Origin of the sequence: Aeromicrobium senzhongii (genome assembly GCF_014334735.1) — a bacterium.
GTDB lineage: Bacteria > Actinomycetota > Actinomycetes > Propionibacteriales > Nocardioidaceae > Aeromicrobium > Aeromicrobium senzhongii.
The window spans coordinates 1,588,321-1,609,846 of the sequence record NZ_CP060587.1 but is presented as its reverse complement, the minus strand read 5'-3'; the positions used below and the strand labels follow the sequence as shown (position 1 = coordinate 1,609,846).

Here is a 21,526-nt window from a genome sequence, read left to right as displayed (position 1 = left end):
TCAGCGAGCGGCGCCCGCGTGACCGTGGGCCTTGCCATGAGCCTTGGCCAAGGCCTTGCCCGTGATCTTCTTGGCGGCCTTGCGGCTGCCGTCGGGGTACAGGCCCGACTTCGACAGACCCAGGCTGGCCACCGCGAAGGCGGCGGCGTCGCCCAACTCGTTCAGCGCCTTCACGCTGATGTTGGTCGTGTCGTCGCAGGCCTGGTGGTAGCACGGGTCGTAGGCGACACCGGCGGTGCCGCCGTACAGCTCGACCTGCTCGGGCGTCTTGACGCCCTCAGCACCGCTGAACAGTCCACCGGCCGGGATCCCGACCGCGATGAACGGACCGTAGTCGGACCGGCCGTCGAACGCCGTCGGCTCACTGGCGAGCTTCTTGCTGTCGAAGTAGTCCGTGAAGATCTTCTCGATCTCACCGGACCCGGCCGGGCCGGCCTCGCCGTCGGAGCCGTCACCGTCGTAGACGAACCGCGCGTAGTTCGGCGAGCCGATCATGTCGAAGTTCAGGTTCGCGTAGATCTCCGAGAGCTCGTCGGAATCGAGGCTGGCGACGTAGTGCTCCGAACCGAGCAGGCCCAGTTCCTCCGCGCCCCAGAAGGCGAAGCGGACCGGACGCTGGAGCTTCTTGTCCAGGCCCGTCTTGGAGAGCTGCTTGGCGATCTCCAGCGTGCCGGCGGAGCCGGAGCCGTTGTCGTTGATGCCCGGGCCCTCCGTGACGCTGTCGAGGTGCGAGCCGACGACCACGACCTGGTCGTCGTTCTTGATCTTCTTGAGCTTGGACTTCGGCAGGTCCGCGATGACGTTCCACGTCGTGCGGTCCAGGTCGGCCTCGACCTCGGTCGTGAGCGTGCCCGTGGGCGTGCCGGCCGCCACGAAGGCGGCGCCCTGCTCGTAGGTGACGCCCGTGACGGGGACGTCCTGCGGAACGCCGAGGGTGCCCGCGATGATGTCGGTGCGTCCCGGCTGACCCTCGTTGAAGACGATGACGGCGTCGTAGCCGGCGGCCACCGCGTTCTGGACCTTGACCGCGAAGTCGCACGTGCCGCGCTGGACGAGCGCGATCGCGGGCTCGGCGGGCGCGGCGTCGAAGTCGGCGGCCTCACAACCGGAGTTGCTGCTTCCCGCCTCGGCGCCGGGCGGGACCTGGACGTCGTTCGTCGGAACGATGGGTCCGGTCACGCTGCCACTGCCGGAGTACGTGAAGATCGAGTTCTCGATCGTCGCGCCCCCGCTCGTGAGCACCGTGGGGCTGAGCTCCTGGAAGAACGGGAAGGTGAACGCCTGCTTCGTGACGTCGTACCCGGACCGCTCGAGCTCGCGGGTGACGTAGTTGACGGACGCCTCGTATCCCGGCAGTCCCGATGCACGGTTCCCGCCGTTCGCGTTGGCGATCGACTGGAACTGGCGCAGGTGTTTGAGAATTCCGTTGACGGTGACGGCTTCGGTCAGCTTGGTGGTCTGACCCTTCGGTGCCGCCGGACCCGGCTTCGCTTCCGCGGGTGACGCGGTCACGAGGCCGGCGGTGAGGACCGCCGTGGACACGGCGATGACTGCCTTCTTCATGGATCCCCCGATCCTGTGGGTGTGTTGAGAGATACGCCCTACGCTCACACATCCGATCGGGTTCCGCCAGATAGCCTCGTGGTGTGACCGAACGCCTTGATCGTGCCCGCATCCTGTCCAGCCAGAACGGCGTCGACGCCCTGCTCGTGACTCCCGGGGCGGATCTGCGGTATCTGACCGGCTATGCGGCCAAGCCGCTGGAGCGGCTGACCTGTCTCGTGGTGACCCAGCTGGGCAGCCACCTGGTGGTCCCCGGACTCGAGCGATCGGCGGCCGAGGCCGCGGGCGTGTCGATGCCCATCGTCACCTGGGACGAGCTCGACGACCCCTTCGCGATCGTCGCCCACCTGGTCGGTGACGCCGACGTCGTGGCCGTCGACGACCAGATGTGGGCGTCGCGCGTGTTCGCCCTGCAGGAGGCGCTGCCCGAGGCCAGCCTCGTGCTGGGCGGCCAGCTCGTGTCGGCCCTGCGCGCGGTCAAGGACGACGAGGAGGTGCAGGCGCTGCGCGACGCCGGCGCCGCGATCGACCGGGTCCACGCACGGATGGGGGAGTGGCTGCGCCCGGGCCGCACCGAGCGCGAGGTCGGTGCCGACATCGCCCGTGCGATCGTCGAGGAGGGCCACGAGCAGGTCGACTTCGTCATCGTCGGCTCCGGGCCGAACGGCGCATCGCCGCACCACGAGGTCTCCGACCGCGTGATCGGCGCCGGGGAGCCCGTGGTCGTCGACATCGGCGGCACGAACGCCGCCGGGTACTGCTCGGACTCCACCCGCAACTACGTCGCGGGCGGCGAGCCCGATCCGGGCTACATCGCCATGCTCGAGGTGCTGAAGCAGGCCCAACAGGCCCAGCGCGAGTACGCGCGACCCGGCGTGACGGCCGAGTCGGTGGACGCGATCGGCCGGCAGATCATCGCCGACGCCGGGTACGGCGACCGCTTCATTCACCGCACCGGTCACGGGATCGGCCAGGAGACGCACGAGGAGCCCTACATCGTCGAGGGCAACCGGACGGTGTTGGAGCCGGGCATGGCCTTCTCCATCGAGCCGGGCATCTACGTCGAGGGTCAGTGGGGTGCGCGCATCGAGGACATCGTCGTGTGCACGCAGGACGGTCTCGAGGTGCTCAACAACACCCCGCGCGATCTCGTTCGCCTGTGAGACAGGTCCTCGCGGCCGCCCTGCTCGGTGCCGCGTCCGCCGCGGCCTTCGAGCCGCTCGCCGTCCCGGGACTGATGGTCCTGACGCTGGCCGGCTACTTCGCCGTCGTCCGGACGCTGCGCGACGCGTCCGTGTGGCGGGTGCTGGCCACCGGCCTGGTGTTCGGGCTGGCCTTCATGGGGCCGCTGATCTGGTGGATGAACGCTGTCGACCCGTGGGCCTGGGTGGCCCTCGTGTCCATCGAGGCGTTGTTCCTCGCCGTCATCACGTGGGCACTCCGCGCGGCCGTGTGGGCTCCGTTCTGGCCCGTCTGGGCCGCGGCCGTCTGGGTCGCCGGTGAGCAGTTGCGGGGCGCCTTCCCGCTGAGCGGGTTCCCCTGGGGCCGGCTGGCCCACACGGCGCTGGACACGCCCCTGGAGGGCTGGGTGCGTCTGGTGGCGCTGCCCGCCACGTCGTGGCTGATGGCGGTGGTCGCGGGACTGCTCGTGGTGGCCGTCAAGGATCGCCGGCTCACGGCTCTGGCAGCCGCGATCGCCATCCCCGCGATCGGGCTCGTCCTGCCCGTGGGGATCGCCGACGGGGGAGAGTCCCGCACCGTCGCGGTGGTGCAGGGCAACACGCCCGGCCCCTTCCTGCAGTGGCCGCGCGCCGAGATCTTCCGTCTCCACCTGGCCGAGACCGAGCGCATCGACCGGCCGGTCGACATCGTGATCTGGCCCGAGAACGGCTCCGACCTCGACGTGATCAAGAACCCCTGGGCGCGTCAGGAGCTGATGGAGCTGTCGGCGCGCCTCGACGCACCCATCCTCGTGGGCGCCCTGCTGGACGGCCCGCGCGAGGACACCGCGTACAACGCCTCGGTCCTGATCGACGAGAACGGCCCCCGCGACGACGTGTACCTCAAGCAGTACCCGGTGCCCTACGGCGAGTACGTGCCGTTCCGCGACCAGCTGGGGTCGATCGTCCCGCGGTTCGACCGCGACATCCCGCGCGACATCCTCGCCGGTGACGAGCCCGGCGTCATGACGCTCGACGACCTGGCCATCGGGCTGACGATCTGTTGGGACATCGCCTACGACGGAGCCGTCCACGGTGCCGTCGAGCGGGGTGCCGAGATCCTCGCGGTTCAGACCAGCAACGCCAGCTTCATGGACTTCGGGCGCGGCGTGCAGCCCCAGCAGCAGTGGGCGATCTCGCGCCTGCGGGCGATCGAGACAGGGCGCTGGGTGACGGTCGCATCGACCAACGGCATCACCGGCATCGTCGACCCGAGCGGTCGCGTCGAGGGCCGGGCCGAGCCGAAGGAGCCGGCGACCGTGATCGCCGAGGTCCAGGCCGCGCAGGGCACCACCCCGGCCACCGAGTGGGGGCCCCGATGGGCGGTGGTGATCTACGTCATGTCCGTGGCAGGATGGGCCCTCGGTAAACGGAAGTTACGACTGGAGCGGCCATGAAGACGTTGATCATCATCCCGACCTACAACGAGGCGGACAACGTCGGTTGGATCTGTCAGGGCGTGCTCCAGGCGCAGCCCGACGTCGAGATCCTGGTCGCCGACGACAACTCGCCCGACGGCACGGGTGAGATCGCCGACAAGCTCGCGGTCGACGATCCCCGCATCCACGTCCTGCACCGGCAGGGCAAGGAAGGGCTCGGCGCCGCGTACCGCGCCGGCTTCGCGTGGGGCCTGGAGCGTGGCTACGACGTGCTGGTCGAGATGGACGCCGACGGCTCCCATCGTCCCGAGGACCTCGGCAAGCTCCTGGACTCGGCCCGGTCGGGCGTGCCGCTGACGCTCGGGTCGCGGTGGGTGCCCGGCGGCTCGGTCGTCAACTGGCCCAAGCGGCGCGAGGCCCTCTCGCGGGGGGCGTCGCTCTACGCCCGCCTCATGCTGAACCTCGGTGTCAAGGACGCCACGGCGGGCTTCCGGGCCTTCCGCCGCGAGACGCTCGAGGCGATCGACCTCGACGCGGTCGAGTCGCAGGGGTACTGCTTCCAGATCGACATGACGCGCCAGACCCGGCTCGCCGGCCTCGAGGTCGCCGAGGTTCCCGTGACGTTCGTCGAACGGGTGCACGGTCAGTCGAAGATGAGCCTCGACATCGTGAAAGAGGCCCTCACACGGGTCACCGTGTGGGGCCTCCAGCGGATGAATCCGTTCGCCGCTAGGCGCTGACGGACTTCTTCCGCGACTTGCTCTTGCGGTGCAGGTGCGGGGGGCCGATCTCGCCACCACGCAGCATCTCCAGCCGCTCGGTCAAGATCTCCTCGAGCTCGGCCTCGGAACGACGCTCCAGGAGCATGTCCCAGTGCGTGCGCACGGCCTTCTCCTCCTTGCGGTCCGGCTCGGCTCCGCCGACCCGGCGTCCCATCTGACCGGTCTTCGGATCTTCCCACTCGGCCGGAACCTCGGCCTCGTCGGACATCGTCACGGTGAAGGTGTGGCCGTCGGCGCACACGTACTCGATCTGCTGTCGCGGCGCCATCTCGACTCCGCGCTCGTCCTCGAAGCTCTGGGCTCCCAGCCGCGCTCCGCGCAAGGCTCGTTCTGCCATTGTCGGTCCCCCTTCTGAAGGTCTCCGTCCGTTCCAACGTACGCCAATCTCGTGAGATTCCCCTGAGAGCGGCTTTTCGGAACTCAGCCCACGATGGCCCGGGCGCGATCCTCGACGTGCCGGGGGACTCGCAGCAGCAGGAGCAGCCCGATCGCCAGAATCACCATGATCCCGGCGATTCCCCAGCGGTCGGTGTCGGTGCCCAGGACGAGGTTGCCCGCCCAGATGGTGAGGGCGAACATCAGCGGCGCCATGAACGAGACGGCGCGTCCGGTCATGGCGTAGAGCCCGAAGTTCTGACCCTCGCGGCCCGGTGTCGTGATGCGGGTCAGGTATGTCCTCGAGGCCGACTGGGCGGGGCCGACGAACAGGCACAGGCCCAGCCCGAAGATCCAGAACATGCGGGGGCCGTCGACGAACAGCAGCACGGTGCCGCACACGATCATCGAGACCAGCGAGAACACGATGACCGCACGCGGCCCGATCGAGTCGTCCCACCGTCCCGCGAGGAGAGCGCCGGCGGCCGAGATGACGTTGGCGGCCACGCCGAAGAGGATCACGTCGTCCTTGTCGATCGAGTAGACCGACACGGCCAGGACGGCACCGTAGGCGAAGACGCCGGCCAGTCCGTCGCGGAAGAACGCGCTGGCGATGAGGAACTTGAGCGTGGACCGGTCCTCGCGCCACATCTGCGTGATGTCGTTCCAGACGCCCCGGTAGGAGTCGGCGATGCCGACCTTGGGGGCGTCGTCGTTCGCGGTGGCGGGCAGCTCGGGCACCTTGAGAAACAGCGGGATGGCGAAGAGCAGGAACCAGCCGGCCGCCAGCGGCGCGATGAGCCGGATGTTGAGGCCGTTCTCGGTGGACACGCCCAGGAAGCCCCGGGTGTCACCGCTCCCGGCGACGAAGCCGAAGTAACAGATGAGCAGCAGGACGATGCCGCCGAAGTAGCCCATCGCCCAGCCGAATCCGGAGACCCGACCCACGTCGTCGGGGGTCGAGACCTGTCGGAGCATCGCGAAGTACGGCACCTGCGTGAGCTCGAAGATCACGGACCCGGCGGCCAGGAGGACCAGTCCCAGCCACAGGAAGTGCCAGTCGCTCTCGACGAAGAACAGGGACGCGGTGATGACCACGACCGCGAGGGTGAGCCAGAACAGTGTCTTCTTGCGGGCGCCCCCGGCATCGGCCCGCCGACCCAGGACGGGCGCCAGGACGGCGATGAGCACCGCTCCGGTGGCGCTGGAGAGGCCCAGCCACGTGCTGGCACGGAACGGCCCGGGCACGTCGTCGCCGACGCCCTCGACGAGGTACACCGAGAAGATGAACGTCACGATCACGGCGTTGAAGGCGGCCGAGCCCCAGTCCCACAGCCCCCACGCGACGACGCGTCCTCGGTTGCGCTCGGTAGCGACGAGCTCGTGGGTCATGCGGGTTCCTTCCACTGGCCTCGGTCCTGCAGCACGGACTTGAGCACGTCCGTGCGGTCGGTCATGATCCCGTCGACTCCCAGCTCGGCGAGACGGTGCATCTCCTGCGGGTCGTCCACCGTCCAGACGTGCACGTGCTTGCCGGCGCGGTGCGCCCGGCGCAGGAAGCCCGGCGTCATGATGCGGGCGTACCCGTGCCGGACGGGGACCTGGAAGATCAGGGGAGCGGCCGGCACCCGCCGGGTCAGCACCATCTGGGCGACCTCGCGCGACGAGGCGGAGGTGACGACCTCGGGATGGCGGGCGCGCATGCGGACGAGGCGTGCGTGCGAGAACGACGCGAGGCAGATCCGGTCGAGGATGCCGAGTCGCTCGACCAGGTCGGTGGTGGCGTCGACCGCGTCGTCGGCCTTCACGTCGATGTTCCAGCGGGCGTCGGGGAGCGCCTCCACGAGCGTCTCGAGCCGGACGATCGGCTCACGGTCGCCGAGCAGAGCCCCGTCGATCGTGGCCGAGTCGAGGTCGGCGATCGCGTCCTCGGTCCCCAGGAGGCGGTCCAGCTTCTCGTCGTGGCACGCGTAGACCACCCCGTCGCGGCTGCAGCGCACGTCGGTCTCCAGGTACCGATAGCCCTGCTCGTAGGCGTGGGTGAACGCGGCCAGGGAGTTCTCGATCCCGAGATTCACCTCGACCTTGGCGCCTCCGCGGTGGGCGAAGGCGATGGGCGGCGGGTGCTCGAGGTACGGCGGTGTCCTCACGCGACCAACCTAGGCCACGGCGGGCCCGCCGCCGTGGAACTCAGATGTCGCGGAAGGTCTCGATCTCGGCTCCGAGGGCGTTCAGCCGCAGGGCCAGGTCCTCGTAACCGCGGTTGATCACGTAGACGCTGCGCAGCACGGAGGTGCCCTTGGCCGCGAGCATCGCGATCAGGATCACCACGGCGGGCCGCAGCGCCGGCGGGCAGACCAGTTCGGCACCGCTCCAGCGGGTGGGTCCCTCGATCAGGACCCGGTGCGGATCGAGCAGCTTCACCTGGGCGCCGAGCTTGTTCAGCTCGGTCAGGTAGATCGCGCGGTTCTCGTAGACCCAGTCGTGCAGCATCGTCTGACCCTCGGCCTGCGCCGCGATGACGGCGAAGAACGGGAGGTTGTCGATGTTGAGGCCCGGGAACGGCATCGGGTGGATCTTGTCGATCGGCGCGCGCAGCTTCGACGGGTGCGTCGTGATGTCGACGAGGCGCGTCTGACCGTTCTCGGCGAGGTACTCCTCGGAGCGGTCGTAGCGGAAGCCCATCTCCTCGAGCAGTGCCAGCTCGATCTCCATGAACTCGATCGGGACGCGGCGCACGGTGATGTTCGAGTCGGTGACGATCGCGGCGGTGATGAGGCTCATCGCCTCGATCGGGTCCTCGCTGGGCGCGTAGTCGACGTCGCCGCGGATCTCGCGCTTGCCGGTGACGCGCAGCGTGGTGGTGCCGATGCCCTCGATCTCGACGCCGAGCTTCTCGAGGAAGAAGCACAGGTCCTGGACCATGTAGTTGGGGCTGGCGTTGCGGATGACGGTGACGCCCTCGTTCCGAGCCGCGGCCAGCAGCGCGTTCTCGGTGACGGTGTCGCCGCGCTCGGTCAGGACGATGGGCCGCTCCGGCACGACGCCGCGGGCGGCGGAGGCGTGGTAGCTGCCCTCCGTGGCCAGGACCTTGAGTCCGAAGGGGCGCAGGGCGGTCATGTGCGGCTCGACCGTGCGGGTACCGAGGTCGCATCCACCGGCGTACGGCAGGTCGAACTCCTCCATGCGGTGCATCAGCGGGCCGAGGAACATGATGATGCTGCGGGTGCGGCGGGCGGCTTCGGCGTCCATCTTGGCCAGGTCGAGGGTCTCGGGGACGACGAGCTCGAGGTCGTTCGCGTCGTTGAGCCACGTGGTGCGGACACCGATGGACTCCAGGACCTCGAGCAGGCGGTTGACCTCCTCGATGCGCGCGACCTTGCGCAGGACCGTGGTGCCGGTGTTCAACAGGGCGGCGCACAACAGCGCGACGCCCGCGTTCTTGCTCGACTTCACGTCGATGCTGCCCGACAACGTGGTGCCGCCCTTGACGCGCAGGTGGCTCGGTCCGGTCGCCGTGGCGACGCTGACGAGCTCGGAGTCCAGGGCCGCTCCGATGCGGGCGAGCGTGTCGAGGGTCAGGTTCTGCTGACCCTTCTCGATGCGGTTGATCGCACTCTGACTGGTCTTCAACTCGGCCGCCAACTGAGCCTGGGTGAGGCCCGAGTGCTGGCGCGCGTCGCGGATCAGGGTGCCGATCCGCGAGAGGTAGGAGTCGTTCTGAGTCATGCACTCCAGCGTATATCAGTTGTGAGATAAAGCCAGTTCCCGCCCGGTGTCGCGGGTGTGAATACCGACACCCCGGGCTCAGGGTCTGAGGGCGCCGTCCTGGGGGAGTCGCTGCAGGTCTTCGACCCCGGCGTGGTTCTGCAGCTGCGTCCAGTAGATCTGGTAGCCGGCCTCGGAGACCGTGCAGTCGTGGATCGGGAAAGCCGTCCGCGGGGCGATGGCCCGGACGAAGTCGACGGTCTCGCTGAGCTTCGCCCACGGTGCCGAGAGTGGCAGCGCCAGGATGTCGACCCCGTCCGGGCGGTACTCGTACGTGTCGCCGGGGTGGAAGAGGGTCGGCTCGCCCGGCGCCGTGACGAGCACGCCGACATTGCCCACGCGGGGGATGGTCGGGAGGATCTCGGCATGGCGGGAGCCGACGCCGGTCACGGTGACGTCACCGATCTCGAAGGTCGCGTCGCCCGCGGTCGCGTCCCAGCCGTCCAGGGTCGCGGCCGTCTCCGGCTCGGCCAGCAGGCGCGCCGACGGGTTGGCCGCCAGCAGGGGACCGACGCGGTCGCGGTCCAGGTGATCGGGGTGCTGGTGGGTGACGATGATCGCGTCGAGCCCGGTCAGCTCGAAGGTGGCGGCGGTGCTGAAGTTGCCCGGATCGATGAGGATGCGGGTGCCGGCGACCTCCACGAGCACGGCGGCGTGACCGAATCGAGTGACGTCCATGCTCGTCATCGTGCCACGATGGGCCCATGGACGAGCGCGAGATCCTGACCTGGCAGACCTACGGTACGGCGATCCGCGAGCTCGCCCAGACCGTGGCGGACTCCGGTTTCCGGCCCGACATCGTGCTCGGCATCGCCCGAGGCGGGCTCATCCCCGCCGGCTCGGTCGCCTACGCGCTGGACTGCAAGAACCTGTTCACGATGAACGTCGAGTTCTACACCGGCGTCGGAACGACCCGCGACGAGCCGACCCTGCTGCCTCCGTTCCTCGACCTCGCCGAGCTTGACGACCTCTCGGTCCTGGTGGTCGACGACGTCGCCGACAGCGGCAAGACGCTCGAGCTCGTCGCGCGGATCTGCTGGGAGCACGCCGGTGACGTGCGGTCGGCCGTGATCTTCGAGAAGCCGCGCTCGGTCATCAAGCCGGACTACGTCTGGCGCAAGACCGACCGGTGGATCAACTTCCCGTGGTCCAGCGAAGCCGTCATCACGCCGCGCACCGGCGTCGTCGACGCATGAGGGACCGGACATGACCGCTGTCGACCTCGCCCCGCACCTGCGGGAGGTCGTCGGCCGGATGTCCGTCCCGGGGATGACGTGGGCGGTCGTCAGCGGTCCTCGCCAGACGATCGGCATCGGCTCCGCCGGACCGTTGGGCCGCGACTCGATCTTCCGGATCGCCTCGGTCACCAAGCCGATCGTCGCGGTCCTCACGCTGCGGCTGGCCGAGCGAGGGCTGTTCGTCCTCGACGAGCCGATCGACCGGTGGTTGCCGGAGTTCGCCGACCGAAGAGTGCTCCGCGCCCGTGGCGCCGCCCTCGATGACACGGTCCCGGCGGCGCGCCCGACGACGGTCCGTGACCTGCTGCAGATGGGCTCGGGGTTCGGCTGGGACATGACGGCGACCGCGACGGATCCGTTGGCCGGCGAGTTCGAGCGCCGCGGCCTGGTCTCGACCTGGAAGCCGCCCGTGGTGCGCCCGGACCGGTGGGCCCAGCTCGCCGGACCGCTGCCGATGGCCCACCAGCCGGGGGAGGGCTGGCTCTACCAGTTCTCCTTCGATCTGCTGGCCGTGTTCCTCGAGCGGGTCACCCGACGGCGACTCGACCTGGTGCTGCGGGACGAGGTGCTCGCTCCGCTCGACATGCACGACACCGGCTATGCGGTCCCGATGAAGAGCGTCGACCGGGTCCCGTCGTCGTGGTTCCCGAACCGCCGCGGCGACTTCGTCGAGGTCGCGCCGATCGCCGACCCGCGGCTGATGAACGTGCCGGTCTTCCGGTCAGCCGCGACGGGGCTGCTGTCGACGGCCGACGACCTCGCGAAGTTCGTCCGCATGCTGCTGCGTGGCGGGCGCGGACCCCGCGGGCCGGTGATCTCCGCGGCGTCGTTCGACGCCCTGCGCACCGTCACGCTGGGGGAGTCGGCGCGCGCCATGTCCCACGAGTTCCTGGAGCCCGGCGTCGACTGGGGGCTGGGGGTCGGCGTCGACAACACGGCGCGCTACCCGTCCTCGCATCCCGGTCGCTTCGGCTGGGACGGCGGGACCGGGACGAGCCTGTGGGTCGATCCCGAGGCGGGCGTGGGCGGCGTGCTGCTGACGCGCCAGGGGATGGGTACGCCGGAGCCGCCCGAGTATCTCGACGCGTTCTGGCGAGCCGTCCACGCGTGACACGCCGCGCGGCGTGATCGAACACCTGTTCTGGTTTCGTCGTAGAGTGGCAGTCATGTGGCTCCAGGGATCCTTGCTCGACGGTGACGCCGGGGTGCGCGTCGGTCCGCTCGACGGAGTGCGGCGTCACGAACTCTCCGACGGCGCCTGGGTGGACACACTCCCGGGCTGGGTCACCGGATCCGACGAGTTGTTCGACGTGCTGCGCACCGAGGTCCCGTGGCGCGAGGAGCGCCGTGAGATGTACGAGCGGGTCGTCGACGTCCCGCGACTGCTGTGCTTCTACGGGTCGCGTCGCACGTTGCCCCACCCCGCACTGGAGGAGGCGCGGAACGCCCTCTCGGCGCACTATGCCGACGAGCTCGGCGAGCCGTTCGTCACCGCCGGCCTGTGCTTCTATCGCGACGGCAACGACTCGGTGGCGTGGCACGGCGACCGGATCGGCCGCAGCCGCACGGAGGACACGATGGTCGCGATCCTGTCGCTCGGCGCCGAGCGCAAGCTGAGTCTGCGCCCCGCCGGCGGAGGACCCCAGACCGGATTCAGTCTCGGTCACGGTGACCTGTCAGTCATGGGCGGCAGCTGTCAGCGCACGTGGGAGCACGCGATCTTGAAGACCGCGCGCGCCGTGGGCCCCAGGATCAGCGTGCAGTTCCGCGTTGCCGGCGTTCTCTGACCAGTTGCAGCGCATCGGTCGACCACAGCGCCCACACCACGAGGACGGGCTGGAAGAACAGCCGGATCAGGCGCGAGCGGTCGCTGTCCAGGCCGAACGCGTCCACCCCGTTGAGGTACTGCGAGACGTTGCCGGGGAACACCGCGACGAAGAAGGCCGCGCCGATGAGGCCGACGATCCGCCGCTGCCGCGGCAGGGCCATGAAGGCGGCGCCCAGGAGGATCTCGACGACGCCGGACGCCACGACCACGAACTCCTCGTCGAGCGGGATGCTGTTCGGGACCTGGGCGTCGAACTCGTCGCGGGCGAAGGTCAGGTGACCGACTCCCGCGAACGCGAGCATCGCTCCGAGCAGGATCCGGCCGATCGTCTTCATGCTCCGACGCTAGGCGAGTCGCCCATGATGCGCTCGAAGAGCACGTGGTCGTGCCATTGCCCGGCGAGACGCAGGTAGTCGCGGGCCACGCCGAACTGCGTGAATCCGTTCTTCTCCAGCACGCGCTGGCTCGACGCGTTGTCGGTGCGGGTGGCCGCCTCGATCCGGTGCAGTCCCAGTCGCAGGAACGCGAGGTTCACCATCTCGCCCACGGCCGCGCTGGCCAACCCGCGTCCCTGGTGGGCGGCGTCGACGTAATAACCCAGGACGCCCTTGAGCGACGGGCCCCGGACGATCTCGTTGAGGTTGATCCGGCCGACGACCTCGTCGTCCGGGCCGATGATGACGCGCGGGAACGAGACACCGTCCTCGTAGCGCCGCAGCGCATCCTGGATGATCGCGCGCTGTCCCTTGGCGCTGAAGTAGACCTCGGGCCGGTTCGGCTCCAGTTCGGCCATCGCCTTGCGGTTCCGGCGCAGGACGTCGGCCAGCGGCTCGGCGTCGGTCGTGGCGACGAGTCGGGTGACGGCCATGGGCCCAGTCTGGCAGCCCCGTGCGCACGCGGGGAGCGTCTTGACGACGACGGCATATCGTGTTTCGATAACATCGACATTCGATATGAAATGACGGAGTGACCATGAGGGCACCTTTCGGCACGGCCACCCGCGCGGACGTCTGGTTCACCGCAGCACTCGCGCTCGTCGGCATCGTCGGCACGCTCGTCGACGCCGTCGTGCGACTGACGCAGGTGTTGCCGAACCGGGAGGTCCCGGTGGACGTCGATCTCCCGGCCTCGACCCAGCCGATCGCGATCGCCGGTGTCGGCGATGCAGTCCCGGTCGAGATCGACCGCGTCACGGTGCACGTCAGCGACCTGCCGCCGGCCTCGTACGGCGCCGTGATCGCATCGATCGTGGTGCCTGCGGTGAGCATCATCGTCGTGCTGGTGTGCCTGACCTGGTTGCTGCGCAACATCGGAGCCGGGGAGTTCTTCAGCCGGACGAACACCCGCCTGGTCACCAGCGCGGCACTCACCGCCGTCGTGGGCTGGCTGCTGACGACGGTGGCGACGACCGGCGCCGCGAACGGCGCGCTCGCCACGCTCACCACGGACGACACCTCGGGTTTCGAGATCTCGATGAACATCTCCTTCCTGTACCTGTTCGCCGCGATGGTCGCCGGGTGCATCGCCGCCACGTTCCACACGGGGGAGCGGATGCAACGCGACTCCGAGGGCCTGGTCTGATGCCGCCCCGGGAGGACGAGCACCGCGTGCACTGCCGGTTGGACGAGTTGCTGGCCGAGCGCGGCATGACCCTGACGCGGTTGGCCGAGCTGGTGGGCGTCACCGTCGTCAATCTCTCCGTCCTCAAGAACGACCGCGCCAAGGCGATCCGGTTCACGACGCTCACCGCGATCTGCGACGCGCTGGACTGCGAAGTGGGCGAGTTGCTCGTGGTGACGGAATGATTCCCGCGCGAGGACGTTGACCCGGACATGAAGAACATCGGGTTCCTGTCCTTCGGCCACTGGTCGGACTCGCCGCAGTCGGCCACCCGCTCCGGTGCCGACGCGTTGCTCCAGTCCATCGATCTGGCCGTCGCCGCCGAGGAGCTGGGAGCCGACGGCGCGTACTTCCGGGTGCACCACTTCGCCCGGCAGCTGGCCTCGCCGTTACCGCTGCTGGCCGCGATCGGAGCACGGACCTCGCGGATCGAGATCGGCACGGGTGTCATCGACATGCGGTACGAGAATCCCCTCCATCTCGCCGAGAACGCGGCGGCTGCCGACCTCATCTCCGGTGGCAGGCTGCAACTGGGCATCAGTCGAGGATCACCGGAGCAGGTCATCGCCGGGTACAAGTACTTCGGCTTCGAGCCGCCCGAGGGCATGTCCGACGCCGACATGGCTCGTGGCCACACGCAGGTGCTCCTCGAGGTGCTGAAGGGCGACGGCTTCGCCGAGCCGAACCCGCGGCCGATGTTCCCGAATCCGCCGGGACGGCTCCCGTTGGAGCCGCGCTCGCCGGGGCTGCGCGACCGCATCTGGTGGGGCGCGGGCTCGCGCGCGACCGCCGAGTGGACGGCCGCCCAGGGCATGAACCTGATGAGCTCCACCCTGCTGACCGAGGACACCGGCGTGCCGTTCCACCAGTTGCAGGCCGAGCAGATCCAGCGATTCCGTGACGCGTGGGCGGCCGCCGGCCACGAGCGCGAGCCGCGGGTCTCGGTGAGCCGCAGCATCTTCCCCCTGGTCTCGGACGTGGACCGCGCCTACTTCGGGCGTGAGTCGGGCAGCACCGACCAGGTCGGGTTCCTCGAGGGCGGGTCGGCCAGGTTCGGCCGCACGTACGCCGCCGAGCCCGACCGATTGATCGAGGAGCTGCGTGAGGACGAGGCGATCGCCGCTGCGGACACGCTGCTGATCACCGTGCCGAACCAGCTCGGCGTGGACTACAACGCCCACGTGATCGAGAGCCTGCTGACGCACGTCGCGCCCGCGCTGGGCTGGCGCTGAGCGGCAGTCAGCGCACGACGCCGTAGCGCAGGAACTGCACGCCGGAGGCGAACGTGTGCGTCTGGAGCAACTCCAGGTCGACGCGCCTCCGGTCGTGCGGGAAGAAGGTGTTGCCGCCGCCGACCAGGACGGGGAACACCCGCATCCGGTACTCGTCGATCAGTCCGAGCTCGGCAGCCTGCTTGGCGAGGGTCGCACCGCCGATGGCGATGTCGCCCTCGCCGGGCTCGGCTCTCAGTGCCGCGATCTCGTCGGAGAGGCTGCGCGTCGCCAGCGTGGCGGCTGCGCCCACGCTCGACACGGTGCGCGAGAAGACCACCTTCGGCAGCGGGTTCCACAGCCGCGCCCAGGTCCACTCCGCCTCGCCGAATCCGGCCTGCTGCGCCGGATCGTCCCAGTAGTTCATGGTCTCGTAGAGCCTGCGGCCCATCAGGTGCACGCCGACCCCGCGGATCTCCTCGATGCTGAAGGCGAAGACCTCCTCACCGAACCCGGGCCAGTCGAAGGTGCCGTCCGGTCCGGAGACGTAGCCGTCCAGCGAGACGCCCATCGAGAAGATCACCTTGCGCATGCCGCACCCCCGTGTGGACCGGGTTCTGAGGCTACAACCGGTGTCGGGGTGTCTGGAAGAGCCGAACACGCTGGGCTGGCGCGCAGCGGACGGCGGGGTGATATTGGCTCCATGAGCACGGTTGACGCCCCGACGATCATCGCTGCCGGTCTGGACGACTGGCGGCCGCTGGTCCACAGCCTGCACGCCCGGTTCCGCACGGGAGACTTCGCCACCGGACTGGACTTCCTCGTCGACGTCGGGGCGGCCGCGGAGGCCGCGAACCACCACCCCGACGTGAATCTGACGTACACCCACGTCGACATCACGCTGACCAGTCACGACGCGGGAGCCGTGACCGACCGTGATCTCGAGATGGCGCGGACGATCAGCGATCTGGCGGCCGAGCGCGGGCTCGAGGCCGATCCCGGCCGGCTGACCCGGCTCGAGATCGCCCTCAACGCCGCCGACAAGGACGCGATCGGGCCGTTCTGGGGCGCTGTCCTGACGGGTGAGGCGCAGGCCTACGACGGCAATCAGGTCGCCGATCCGACCGAGCAGGTGCCGCTGCTGTGGTTCCAGCCCACGCCGCCACGCGACGACGTCCCGCAGATGTGCTTCCACCTCGACATCTGGATCCCGGCCGGTCAGCTGCCGGCCCGGATCGAGGCGGCCGTCGCCGCCGGGGGCCGCGTCGTCGACGATTCGGAGTCGCCGTCGTTCGTCGTCCTGGAGGATGCCGAGGGCAACAAGGCATGCCTGTGCACCGTCCTGGACCGCTCCTGACCGCGATCCATCGCGATCACGAGGTGGCGAGCGACGCCGCCTTGGCCTCGAGCCAGGCCCGCTCACGGTCATTGGCGGCCCGCTCGGCGGCACTGAGGAACTGTCCACGGGCCTCGGCGGTGCGGCCCAGGCGCAGCAACAGCTCGGCCCGGACGCTCGCGACCAGATGACTGGCGGACAGGTCGCCGCCGGCCGCGATCGCCTCGACCTCGGCCAGAGCAGGCCGCGTCCCGTCGGTGGTCATCGACAGGGCAGCGGCGCGGTTCAACCGGACGACGGGACCGGGGGAGAGGGCCAGCAGCGCGTCGTACAGGACGACGATCCGGTCCCAGTCCGTGTCGGCGAAGGACGCGGCGGTGGCGTGACAGGCCGCGATCGCCGCCTGCAGCGCGTAGGGGCCGCGCCCGCGGCCGAGGGCGTCGACCCGATTCAGCGCGGCGAGACCGCGGTGGATCCGGCCGTGGTCCCACAGCCGCCGGTCCTGGTCCGCCAGGATCACGGGGTCGCCCGCGGCATCGGTCCGCGCCATGAACCGTGACGACTGCAGCTCCATGAGCGCCACGAGGCCGTGCACCTCGGGCTCGCGGGGCAGCAGCCGCGCCAGGACGCGCCCCATGCGCAGCGCCTCGTCGGCGAGGTCGCGCCGCACCCACCGGTCGCCGCTCGTGGCTGCGTAGCCCTCGGTGAAGAGCAGGTAGACGACGGTCAGAACGGCGTCCAGCCGCAGCTTCCACTCGGTGTGGTCGGGAACCTCGAAGGGGACCCGGGCCTCGGTCAGCGTCCGCTTCGCCCGGACGACGCGCTGCTGGACCGCCGGGACGGAGGCCACCAGCAAACGCGCGATCTCGGTGGTCGAGAGACTGGCGACCACGCGCAGCGTCAGCGCGACCTGTCCCTCACGGGGAAGGGCCGGATGGCACGCCGTGAAGACCAGCCGCAGCAGGTCGTCCTCGATCGGCTGCCAGGCGTCGTCCGTCAGTGACTCGAGGTCCCGGGCGAGTCGGCGATGGCGGTCGTCCAGAGCCTCGCGCCGGCGCCACCGGTCGATCGCGCGGCGTCGCGCCACCGTCGTCAGCCAGGCCGCAGGGTTCCGCGGGATGCCCGCGGTCGGCCACGACCGCAGGGCCTCGGCGAGCGCCTCCTGCGCCAGGTCCTCGGCCTCGGAGAGGTCGCCCGTGACGCGGGCCAGGGTGGCGACGACCCGCGAGCCCTCGATGCGCCACAGCGCATCGAGGGTCCCGGCGACGTCGTCCATCTCAGGCGGTGCCGAGCTGCTCGCGCCAGCCGGCTTCCTTCTGCACGTACTCGTTGTCGGCGTAGTCCGCGAAGTCGGACTCGTCGGTCGCCCGGCGGACCTCCAACTTCGAGCCGGGCCCGAGGGGGCAGCGCCTGGCCCACTCGGCCGCCTCCTCACGGGAGCCGACCTGCAGCAGCCAGAAGCCGTTGAACAGCTCGTGCGTCTCGCCGTAAGGGCCGTCGGTGACGATCGGCTCCTCACCGGAGAAGTCCACGACGAACCCCTCGGACGGATCGGTCAGGCCGTCGCCGCCGATGAGCACCCCGGCGTTCATCATCGCCTCGTTGTAGGCGCCCATCGCGTTGATGATCTCCTCGAAGTCGACGTCCTTCGTGGCCTCGAGTGCCGCGTCCGTCGTGCGCATGATCAGCATGTACTTGGTCATCGTGGTCCCCTTCCGCCGGGCGCCTCGTGCGCCCTCTCACCATGACGTCGAACGGCGTCGGCCGGGATCGACACCGTCGCGGGACTTCTGAGGCGGGTCCGGATCCGGACGCCTTCGGTCGTTCCCCTCACCGTACTGACGCGACTATCGTTCAGGAACTGCTCACCGGGAGGAACCACCGCGTGCCCCATCCAGCCGACAGCCACGACCTCATCCGTGTTCACGGCGCTCGCGTCAACAACCTCAAGGACGTCGACGTCGAACTGCCCAAGCGGCGGCTCACCGTCTTCACCGGAGTCTCGGGCTCAGGCAAGAGCTCGCTGGTCTTCGGCACGATCGCGGCCGAGTCCCAGCGGCTGATCAACGAGACGTACAGCGCGTTCCTGCAGAACTTCATGCCCACCACCGCGCGCCCGGACGTCGACGTCCTCGACGGACTGACCACCGCGATCCTCGTGGACCAGGAGCGCATGGGCGCCGACCCGAGGTCGACCGTGGGCACCGCCACCGACGCGAACGCCATGCTGCGGATCCTGTTCAGCCGGTTGGGCGAGCCCCACATCGGCTCGCCGCAGGCGTTCTCGTTCAACGTGGCGTCGATCAGCGGCGCCGGAGCCGTGTCGTTCGAGACCGGCGGGCGCACCGTCAAGGAGCGCCGTGAGTTCTCGGTCACCGGCGGCATGTGCCCCCGGTGCGAAGGGCGAGGCGCCGTCTCGGACTTCGACCTGACGGCCCTGTACGACGAGACGAAGTCGCTCGAGGACGGCGCCCTGACGATCCCCGGATACACGATGGACGGCTGGTACGGCCGCATCTTCCGCAACGGCGACTTCTTCCCCGCCGACAAGCCGATCAAGGACTTCACGAAGAAGCAGCTCGACGCCCTGCTCCACCAGGAGCCGACGAAGATCAAGGTCGACGGCATCAACGTCACCTACGAGGGGATCATCCCCAAGATCCAGAAGTCGATGCTCTCCAAGGACCGCGAGTCGATGCAGCCCCACATTCGGGCGTTCGTCGACCGGGCCATCACGTTCCAGACGTGTCCGGAGTGCCACGGCTCCCGGCTGAACGAGGGAGCTCGCTCCTCGAAGATCCGGGGCATCAGCATCGCCGACGCCGGCGCCATGCAGATCACCGATCTGGCGGCCTGGGTCCACGACCTCGACGAGCCGTCCGTGGCGCCGCTGCTGAAGGTGCTGTCCGACACGCTGGACTCGTTCGTGCAGATCGGGCTGGGCTACCTGTCGCTGGATCGTCCGGCCGGCACCCTGTCCGGTGGCGAGGCGCAGCGCACCAAGATGATCCGCCACCTGGGGTCGTCCCTGACCGACGTCACGTACGTCTTCGACGAGCCCACCGTGGGGCTGCACCCGCACGACATCGACCGCATGAATCAGCTGCTGCTGCAGTTGCGCGACAAGGGCAACACCGTGCTCGTCGTCGAGCACAAGCCCGAGGTGATCGCGATCGCCGACCACGTCGTCGATCTCGGCCCGGGCGCCGGCAGCGGAGGTGGACAGATCATGTTCGAGGGCACCGTCGACGGCCTGCGTGCGAGCGACACCGTGACGGGACGGCATCTCGACGACCGCGCCTCGCTCAAGGACGAGGTCCGCAAGCCCACCGGCCAGCTCGAGATCCGGGGCGCGAACAGCCACAACCTCCAGGACGTCGACGTGGACATCCCGCTGGGCGTCCTCGTCGTCGTGACGGGCGTCGCGGGATCGGGCAAGAGCTCGCTGATCCACGGCTCGGTCGCGAAGCTCGAGAACGTCGTCGCCATCGACCAGGGGGCGATCCGCGGATCGCGGCGCAGCAATCCCGCCACCTACACCGGCCTGCTCGACCCGATCCGCAAGGCCTTCGCGAAGGAGAATGGCGTCAAGCCGGCGTTGTTCTCGGCCAATTCCGAGGGGGCGTGCCCCAACTGCAACGGCGTGGGCGTGGTCTTCACGGACCTGGGCATCCTCGCCACGGTCGAGTCGCCCTGCGAGGTGTGCGAGGGACGGCGGTTCGACGCCGCGGTGCTGGAGTACAAGCTCGGCGAGCGTGACATCAGCGAGGTGCTGGCCATGCCCGTGGCCGAGGCCCACGCCTTCTTCGCCAAGGACGGCGTCAACGTGCCCGCGGCCGCCCGGATCCTCGCGCGGCTCGAGGACGTCGGGCTGGGTTACCTGACCTTGGGCCAGCCCCTCTCGACCTTGTCCGGCGGCGAGCGCCAGCGGATCAAGCTGGCGACCCACATGGGTGAGAAGGGCGGCACGTACGTCCTGGACGAGCCCACGTCGGGTCTCCACCTGGCCGACGTCGAGCAACTGCTGGGCCTGCTCGACCGCCTCGTCGACTCGGGCAAGTCCGTCATCGTCATCGAGCACCACCAAGCCGTCATGGCCCACGCCGACTGGATCATCGACCTGGGCCCGGGCGCGGGTCACGACGGCGGACGGGTGGTGTTCGAGGGCGTGCCCAGCGATCTCGTGGCCCAGCGGTCGACCCTGACGGGAGAGCACCTGGCGGCCTACGTCGGGCCCTGAATGCCTCGCTCCCGGCGCGATCTGCGTCACCGGTGCGGCGGATCGGCCGCACGCATCCGCCAAACAGGGTTACCGTGGGGTAACCCGACCGTTCCAGGTCTAGGAGGCCCTGTGCCGAGCTCGCCCCACACGATGGTCCTGCACGGCCATCGACTCTCGTACCTCGATCGCGGCGACGGTCCCGTCGTGCTGTTCATCCACGGCATCTTGGGCTCGCAGCACAACTGGAAGCACCTCGTGAACCGGATGGACGACACCCAACGGGTGATCGTGCCGGATCTCTTCGGCCACGGGGCGTCCGCGAAGCCGATGGGGGACTACTCGCTCAGTTCCCACGCCGCGACGCTGCGCGATCTGCTCGACCGCCTCGGGATCGACACCGTCACCGTCGTCGGGCACTCCCTGGGTGGCGGCATCGCGATGCAGTTCTTCTACCTGTTCCCCGAGCGTGTCGAGCGGCTCGTGCTGGTCGCCAGCGGCGGGCTCGGTCGCGAGGTCAGCCCGCTGTTGCGGTCCGCGACGTTGCCCGGCGCCGAGCAGGTGCTCAGCGTCGTCGCGTCGGGTTGGGTGCTCGGAAAGGTCGAGTCGGTCGGCCGCACGGCCGCCAGGATCGGCTGGAAGCCCGGAGCCGATGTCGGGGCGATCTGGCGCGGGTTCACGTCGCTCGGTGATCGCGAGAGCCGCAAGGCCTTCCTCGCCACGACCCGCGCCGTGGTCGATCCCGGGGGGCAGACCATCAGTGCCCACGACCACCTCGCCCACGTGCGGCCGATCCCGGTGTTGCTGGTGTGGGGGACCAAGGACCGCATGATCCCCGCCTGGCACGCGATCAATGCCCAGAAGTCGGTACCGAGCTGCCGCGTCGAGCTGTTCCCGGGTGCCGGCCACTTCCCGCACCTCGACGACCCCGACCGGTTCGCCGACGTGCTGGCCGACTTCATCGCGTCGACGGCGATCGAGGAGTAG

The 21,526-nt window shown here is 69.5% G+C and carries 23 protein-coding genes; 12 read left to right on the top strand and 11 right to left on the bottom strand.

Annotated elements, in window-relative coordinates; all coding sequences use genetic code 11:
• Nucleotides 1-1,563 (bottom strand): M28 family metallopeptidase, encoded by a 1,563-nt coding sequence (locus tag H9L21_RS08085; protein ID WP_154594952.1) that lies wholly within the window; start codon nucleotides 1,561-1,563, stop codon nucleotides 1-3.
• A gap of 83 nt (nucleotides 1,564-1,646) precedes the next feature.
• Between H9L21_RS08085 and H9L21_RS08080 the strand changes: the two genes are divergently transcribed.
• Genes H9L21_RS08080 through H9L21_RS08070 form a run of 3 tightly spaced genes read left to right on the top strand, consistent with a single transcriptional unit; the run spans nucleotide 1,647 to nucleotide 4,902 of the window.
• A complete protein-coding gene (locus H9L21_RS08080) occupies nucleotides 1,647-2,726 on the top strand; it encodes a M24 family metallopeptidase (protein WP_187411361.1) in 1,080 nt (359 codons plus the stop codon).
• Entirely contained in the window at nucleotides 2,723-4,180 is a 1,458-nt protein-coding gene (lnt, locus tag H9L21_RS08075) for an apolipoprotein N-acyltransferase (protein WP_154594953.1), read from the top strand. The genes H9L21_RS08080 and lnt overlap by 4 nt, the downstream gene beginning before the upstream one ends.
• Nucleotides 4,177-4,902: a polyprenol monophosphomannose synthase gene (locus tag H9L21_RS08070; protein ID WP_154594954.1), complete on the top strand. Its 726-nt coding sequence runs from the start codon at nucleotides 4,177-4,179 to the stop codon at nucleotides 4,900-4,902. The genes lnt and H9L21_RS08070 overlap by 4 nt, the downstream gene beginning before the upstream one ends.
• Here the strand turns inward: H9L21_RS08070 and H9L21_RS08065 are convergent.
• The 5 genes from H9L21_RS08065 to H9L21_RS08045 all read right to left on the bottom strand — a co-directional run bounded on the left by H9L21_RS08065 (nucleotide 4,892) and on the right by H9L21_RS08045 (nucleotide 9,765).
• Nucleotides 4,892-5,281, bottom strand: coding sequence for an RNA polymerase-binding protein RbpA (locus H9L21_RS08065; RefSeq protein WP_154594955.1), 390 nt, complete (start codon nucleotides 5,279-5,281; stop codon nucleotides 4,892-4,894). The genes H9L21_RS08070 and H9L21_RS08065 overlap by 11 nt on opposite strands.
• Before the next feature lie 83 nt (nucleotides 5,282-5,364).
• Nucleotides 5,365-6,711: an MFS transporter gene (locus H9L21_RS08060; protein WP_154594956.1), complete on the bottom strand. Its 1,347-nt coding sequence runs from the start codon at nucleotides 6,709-6,711 to the stop codon at nucleotides 5,365-5,367.
• Entirely contained in the window at nucleotides 6,708-7,469 is a 762-nt protein-coding gene (locus tag H9L21_RS08055; RefSeq protein ID WP_187411360.1) for a glycerophosphodiester phosphodiesterase family protein, read from the bottom strand. The genes H9L21_RS08060 and H9L21_RS08055 overlap by 4 nt, the downstream gene beginning before the upstream one ends.
• A gap of 40 nt (nucleotides 7,470-7,509) precedes the next feature.
• Nucleotides 7,510-9,048, bottom strand: coding sequence for a UDP-N-acetylglucosamine 1-carboxyvinyltransferase (locus H9L21_RS08050; protein WP_154594957.1), 1,539 nt, complete (start codon nucleotides 9,046-9,048; stop codon nucleotides 7,510-7,512).
• A 78-nt stretch (nucleotides 9,049-9,126) separates the two neighbouring features.
• Nucleotides 9,127-9,765 (bottom strand): MBL fold metallo-hydrolase, encoded by a 639-nt coding sequence (locus H9L21_RS08045; RefSeq protein WP_154594958.1) that lies wholly within the window; start codon nucleotides 9,763-9,765, stop codon nucleotides 9,127-9,129.
• Nucleotides 9,766-9,791: 26 nt separating this feature from the next.
• Here H9L21_RS08045 and H9L21_RS08040 point away from each other — a divergent pair, with 26 nt between their 5' ends.
• From H9L21_RS08040 to H9L21_RS08030, 3 genes are read left to right on the top strand one after another with little or no spacing between them, the layout of a single operon-like run.
• Complete coding sequence (locus H9L21_RS08040) at nucleotides 9,792-10,283, top strand: phosphoribosyltransferase (protein WP_154594959.1); 492 nt, start codon at nucleotides 9,792-9,794, stop codon at nucleotides 10,281-10,283.
• Between the two features lie 10 nt (nucleotides 10,284-10,293).
• Nucleotides 10,294-11,436 carry a serine hydrolase domain-containing protein gene (locus H9L21_RS08035; RefSeq protein ID WP_154594960.1) on the top strand — a complete coding sequence of 381 codons (1,143 nt, stop codon included), beginning with the start codon at nucleotides 10,294-10,296 and terminating at the stop codon, nucleotides 11,434-11,436.
• A gap of 55 nt (nucleotides 11,437-11,491) precedes the next feature.
• Nucleotides 11,492-12,112, top strand: a complete 621-nt coding sequence (locus H9L21_RS08030; protein WP_154594961.1) for an alpha-ketoglutarate-dependent dioxygenase AlkB — start codon at nucleotides 11,492-11,494, stop codon at nucleotides 12,110-12,112.
• On the opposite strand, the gene H9L21_RS08025 is transcribed toward H9L21_RS08030, so the two are convergent.
• Together H9L21_RS08025 and H9L21_RS08020 are read right to left on the bottom strand one after the other, a co-directional pair.
• On the bottom strand, nucleotides 12,078-12,488 hold the full coding sequence (locus H9L21_RS08025; RefSeq protein ID WP_154594962.1) for a DoxX family protein: 411 nt from the start codon (nucleotides 12,486-12,488) through the stop codon (nucleotides 12,078-12,080). The two genes, H9L21_RS08030 and H9L21_RS08025, sit on opposite strands and share 35 nt — an antisense overlap.
• Nucleotides 12,485-13,021 (bottom strand): GNAT family N-acetyltransferase, encoded by a 537-nt coding sequence (locus tag H9L21_RS08020; RefSeq protein ID WP_154594963.1) that lies wholly within the window; start codon nucleotides 13,019-13,021, stop codon nucleotides 12,485-12,487. Before H9L21_RS08020 ends, H9L21_RS08025 begins: the two co-directional genes overlap by 4 nt.
• Before the next feature lie 104 nt (nucleotides 13,022-13,125).
• On the opposite strand from H9L21_RS08020, the gene H9L21_RS08015 reads away from it, so the two are divergent.
• From H9L21_RS08015 to H9L21_RS08005, 3 genes are read left to right on the top strand one after another with little or no spacing between them, the layout of a single operon-like run.
• Entirely contained in the window at nucleotides 13,126-13,734 is a 609-nt protein-coding gene (locus H9L21_RS08015; RefSeq protein WP_154594964.1) for a DUF2975 domain-containing protein, read from the top strand.
• Nucleotides 13,734-13,958: a helix-turn-helix domain-containing protein gene (locus tag H9L21_RS08010; RefSeq protein WP_154594965.1), complete on the top strand. Its 225-nt coding sequence runs from the start codon at nucleotides 13,734-13,736 to the stop codon at nucleotides 13,956-13,958. Before H9L21_RS08015 ends, H9L21_RS08010 begins: the two co-directional genes overlap by 1 nt.
• Before the next feature lie 27 nt (nucleotides 13,959-13,985).
• Nucleotides 13,986-15,005 carry an LLM class flavin-dependent oxidoreductase gene (locus H9L21_RS08005; protein WP_154594966.1) on the top strand — a complete coding sequence of 340 codons (1,020 nt, stop codon included), beginning with the start codon at nucleotides 13,986-13,988 and terminating at the stop codon, nucleotides 15,003-15,005.
• Between the two features lie 7 nt (nucleotides 15,006-15,012).
• Here the strand turns inward: H9L21_RS08005 and H9L21_RS08000 are convergent, their stop codons facing one another.
• Nucleotides 15,013-15,576 (bottom strand): dihydrofolate reductase family protein, encoded by a 564-nt coding sequence (locus H9L21_RS08000; protein ID WP_154594967.1) that lies wholly within the window; start codon nucleotides 15,574-15,576, stop codon nucleotides 15,013-15,015.
• A gap of 111 nt (nucleotides 15,577-15,687) precedes the next feature.
• Here H9L21_RS08000 and H9L21_RS07995 point away from each other — a divergent pair, with 111 nt between their 5' ends.
• Complete coding sequence (locus H9L21_RS07995) at nucleotides 15,688-16,341, top strand: 4a-hydroxytetrahydrobiopterin dehydratase (protein ID WP_154594968.1); 654 nt, start codon at nucleotides 15,688-15,690, stop codon at nucleotides 16,339-16,341.
• A 16-nt stretch (nucleotides 16,342-16,357) separates the two neighbouring features.
• Here H9L21_RS07995 and H9L21_RS07990 read toward each other — a convergent pair whose 3' ends face one another.
• Together H9L21_RS07990 and H9L21_RS07985 are read right to left on the bottom strand one after the other, a co-directional pair.
• Nucleotides 16,358-17,596 carry an RNA polymerase sigma factor gene (locus tag H9L21_RS07990; RefSeq protein WP_154594969.1) on the bottom strand — a complete coding sequence of 413 codons (1,239 nt, stop codon included), beginning with the start codon at nucleotides 17,594-17,596 and terminating at the stop codon, nucleotides 16,358-16,360.
• A gap of 1 nt (nucleotide 17,597) precedes the next feature.
• Nucleotides 17,598-18,023 (bottom strand): YciI family protein, encoded by a 426-nt coding sequence (locus H9L21_RS07985; protein ID WP_154594970.1) that lies wholly within the window; start codon nucleotides 18,021-18,023, stop codon nucleotides 17,598-17,600.
• 182 nt (nucleotides 18,024-18,205) lie between these two features.
• Here H9L21_RS07985 and H9L21_RS07980 point away from each other — a divergent pair, with 182 nt between their 5' ends.
• Together H9L21_RS07980 and H9L21_RS07975 are read left to right on the top strand one after the other, a co-directional pair.
• Nucleotides 18,206-20,560, top strand: a complete 2,355-nt coding sequence (locus tag H9L21_RS07980) for an ATP-binding cassette domain-containing protein (RefSeq protein ID WP_255467009.1) — start codon at nucleotides 18,206-18,208, stop codon at nucleotides 20,558-20,560.
• A 111-nt stretch (nucleotides 20,561-20,671) separates the two neighbouring features.
• The gene (locus H9L21_RS07975; protein ID WP_222865741.1) at nucleotides 20,672-21,526 is read left to right on the top strand and encodes an alpha/beta fold hydrolase; all 855 of its coding nucleotides are present in this window, start codon (nucleotides 20,672-20,674) and stop codon (nucleotides 21,524-21,526) included.

Bases quoted from the DNA above. Each gene is read 5' to 3' on its own strand.
- H9L21_RS08085 (WP_154594952.1), bottom strand. From the start codon at position 1,563: ATGAAGAAGGCAGTCATCGCCGTGTCCACGGCGGTCCTCACCGCCGGC.
- H9L21_RS08070 (WP_154594954.1), top strand. From the start codon at position 4,177: ATGAAGACGTTGATCATCATCCCGACCTACAACGAGGCGGACAACGTC.
- H9L21_RS08065 (WP_154594955.1), bottom strand. From the start codon at position 5,281: ATGGCAGAACGAGCCTTGCGCGGAGCGCGGCTGGGAGCCCAGAGCTTC.
- H9L21_RS08060 (WP_154594956.1), bottom strand. From the start codon at position 6,711: ATGACCCACGAGCTCGTCGCTACCGAGCGCAACCGAGGACGCGTCGTC.
- H9L21_RS08050 (WP_154594957.1), bottom strand. From the start codon at position 9,048: ATGACTCAGAACGACTCCTACCTCTCGCGGATCGGCACCCTGATCCGC.
- H9L21_RS08045 (WP_154594958.1), bottom strand. From the start codon at position 9,765: ATGGACGTCACTCGATTCGGTCACGCCGCCGTGCTCGTGGAGGTCGCC.
- H9L21_RS08040 (WP_154594959.1), top strand. From the start codon at position 9,792: ATGGACGAGCGCGAGATCCTGACCTGGCAGACCTACGGTACGGCGATC.
- H9L21_RS08035 (WP_154594960.1), top strand. From the start codon at position 10,294: ATGACCGCTGTCGACCTCGCCCCGCACCTGCGGGAGGTCGTCGGCCGG.
- H9L21_RS08030 (WP_154594961.1), top strand. From the start codon at position 11,492: ATGTGGCTCCAGGGATCCTTGCTCGACGGTGACGCCGGGGTGCGCGTC.
- H9L21_RS08025 (WP_154594962.1), bottom strand. From the start codon at position 12,488: ATGAAGACGATCGGCCGGATCCTGCTCGGAGCGATGCTCGCGTTCGCG.
- H9L21_RS08020 (WP_154594963.1), bottom strand. From the start codon at position 13,021: ATGGCCGTCACCCGACTCGTCGCCACGACCGACGCCGAGCCGCTGGCC.
- H9L21_RS08015 (WP_154594964.1), top strand. From the start codon at position 13,126: ATGAGGGCACCTTTCGGCACGGCCACCCGCGCGGACGTCTGGTTCACC.
- H9L21_RS08010 (WP_154594965.1), top strand. From the start codon at position 13,734: ATGCCGCCCCGGGAGGACGAGCACCGCGTGCACTGCCGGTTGGACGAG.
- H9L21_RS08005 (WP_154594966.1), top strand. From the start codon at position 13,986: ATGAAGAACATCGGGTTCCTGTCCTTCGGCCACTGGTCGGACTCGCCG.
- H9L21_RS08000 (WP_154594967.1), bottom strand. From the start codon at position 15,576: ATGCGCAAGGTGATCTTCTCGATGGGCGTCTCGCTGGACGGCTACGTC.
- H9L21_RS07995 (WP_154594968.1), top strand. From the start codon at position 15,688: ATGAGCACGGTTGACGCCCCGACGATCATCGCTGCCGGTCTGGACGAC.
- H9L21_RS07990 (WP_154594969.1), bottom strand. From the start codon at position 17,596: ATGGACGACGTCGCCGGGACCCTCGATGCGCTGTGGCGCATCGAGGGC.
- H9L21_RS07985 (WP_154594970.1), bottom strand. From the start codon at position 18,023: ATGACCAAGTACATGCTGATCATGCGCACGACGGACGCGGCACTCGAG.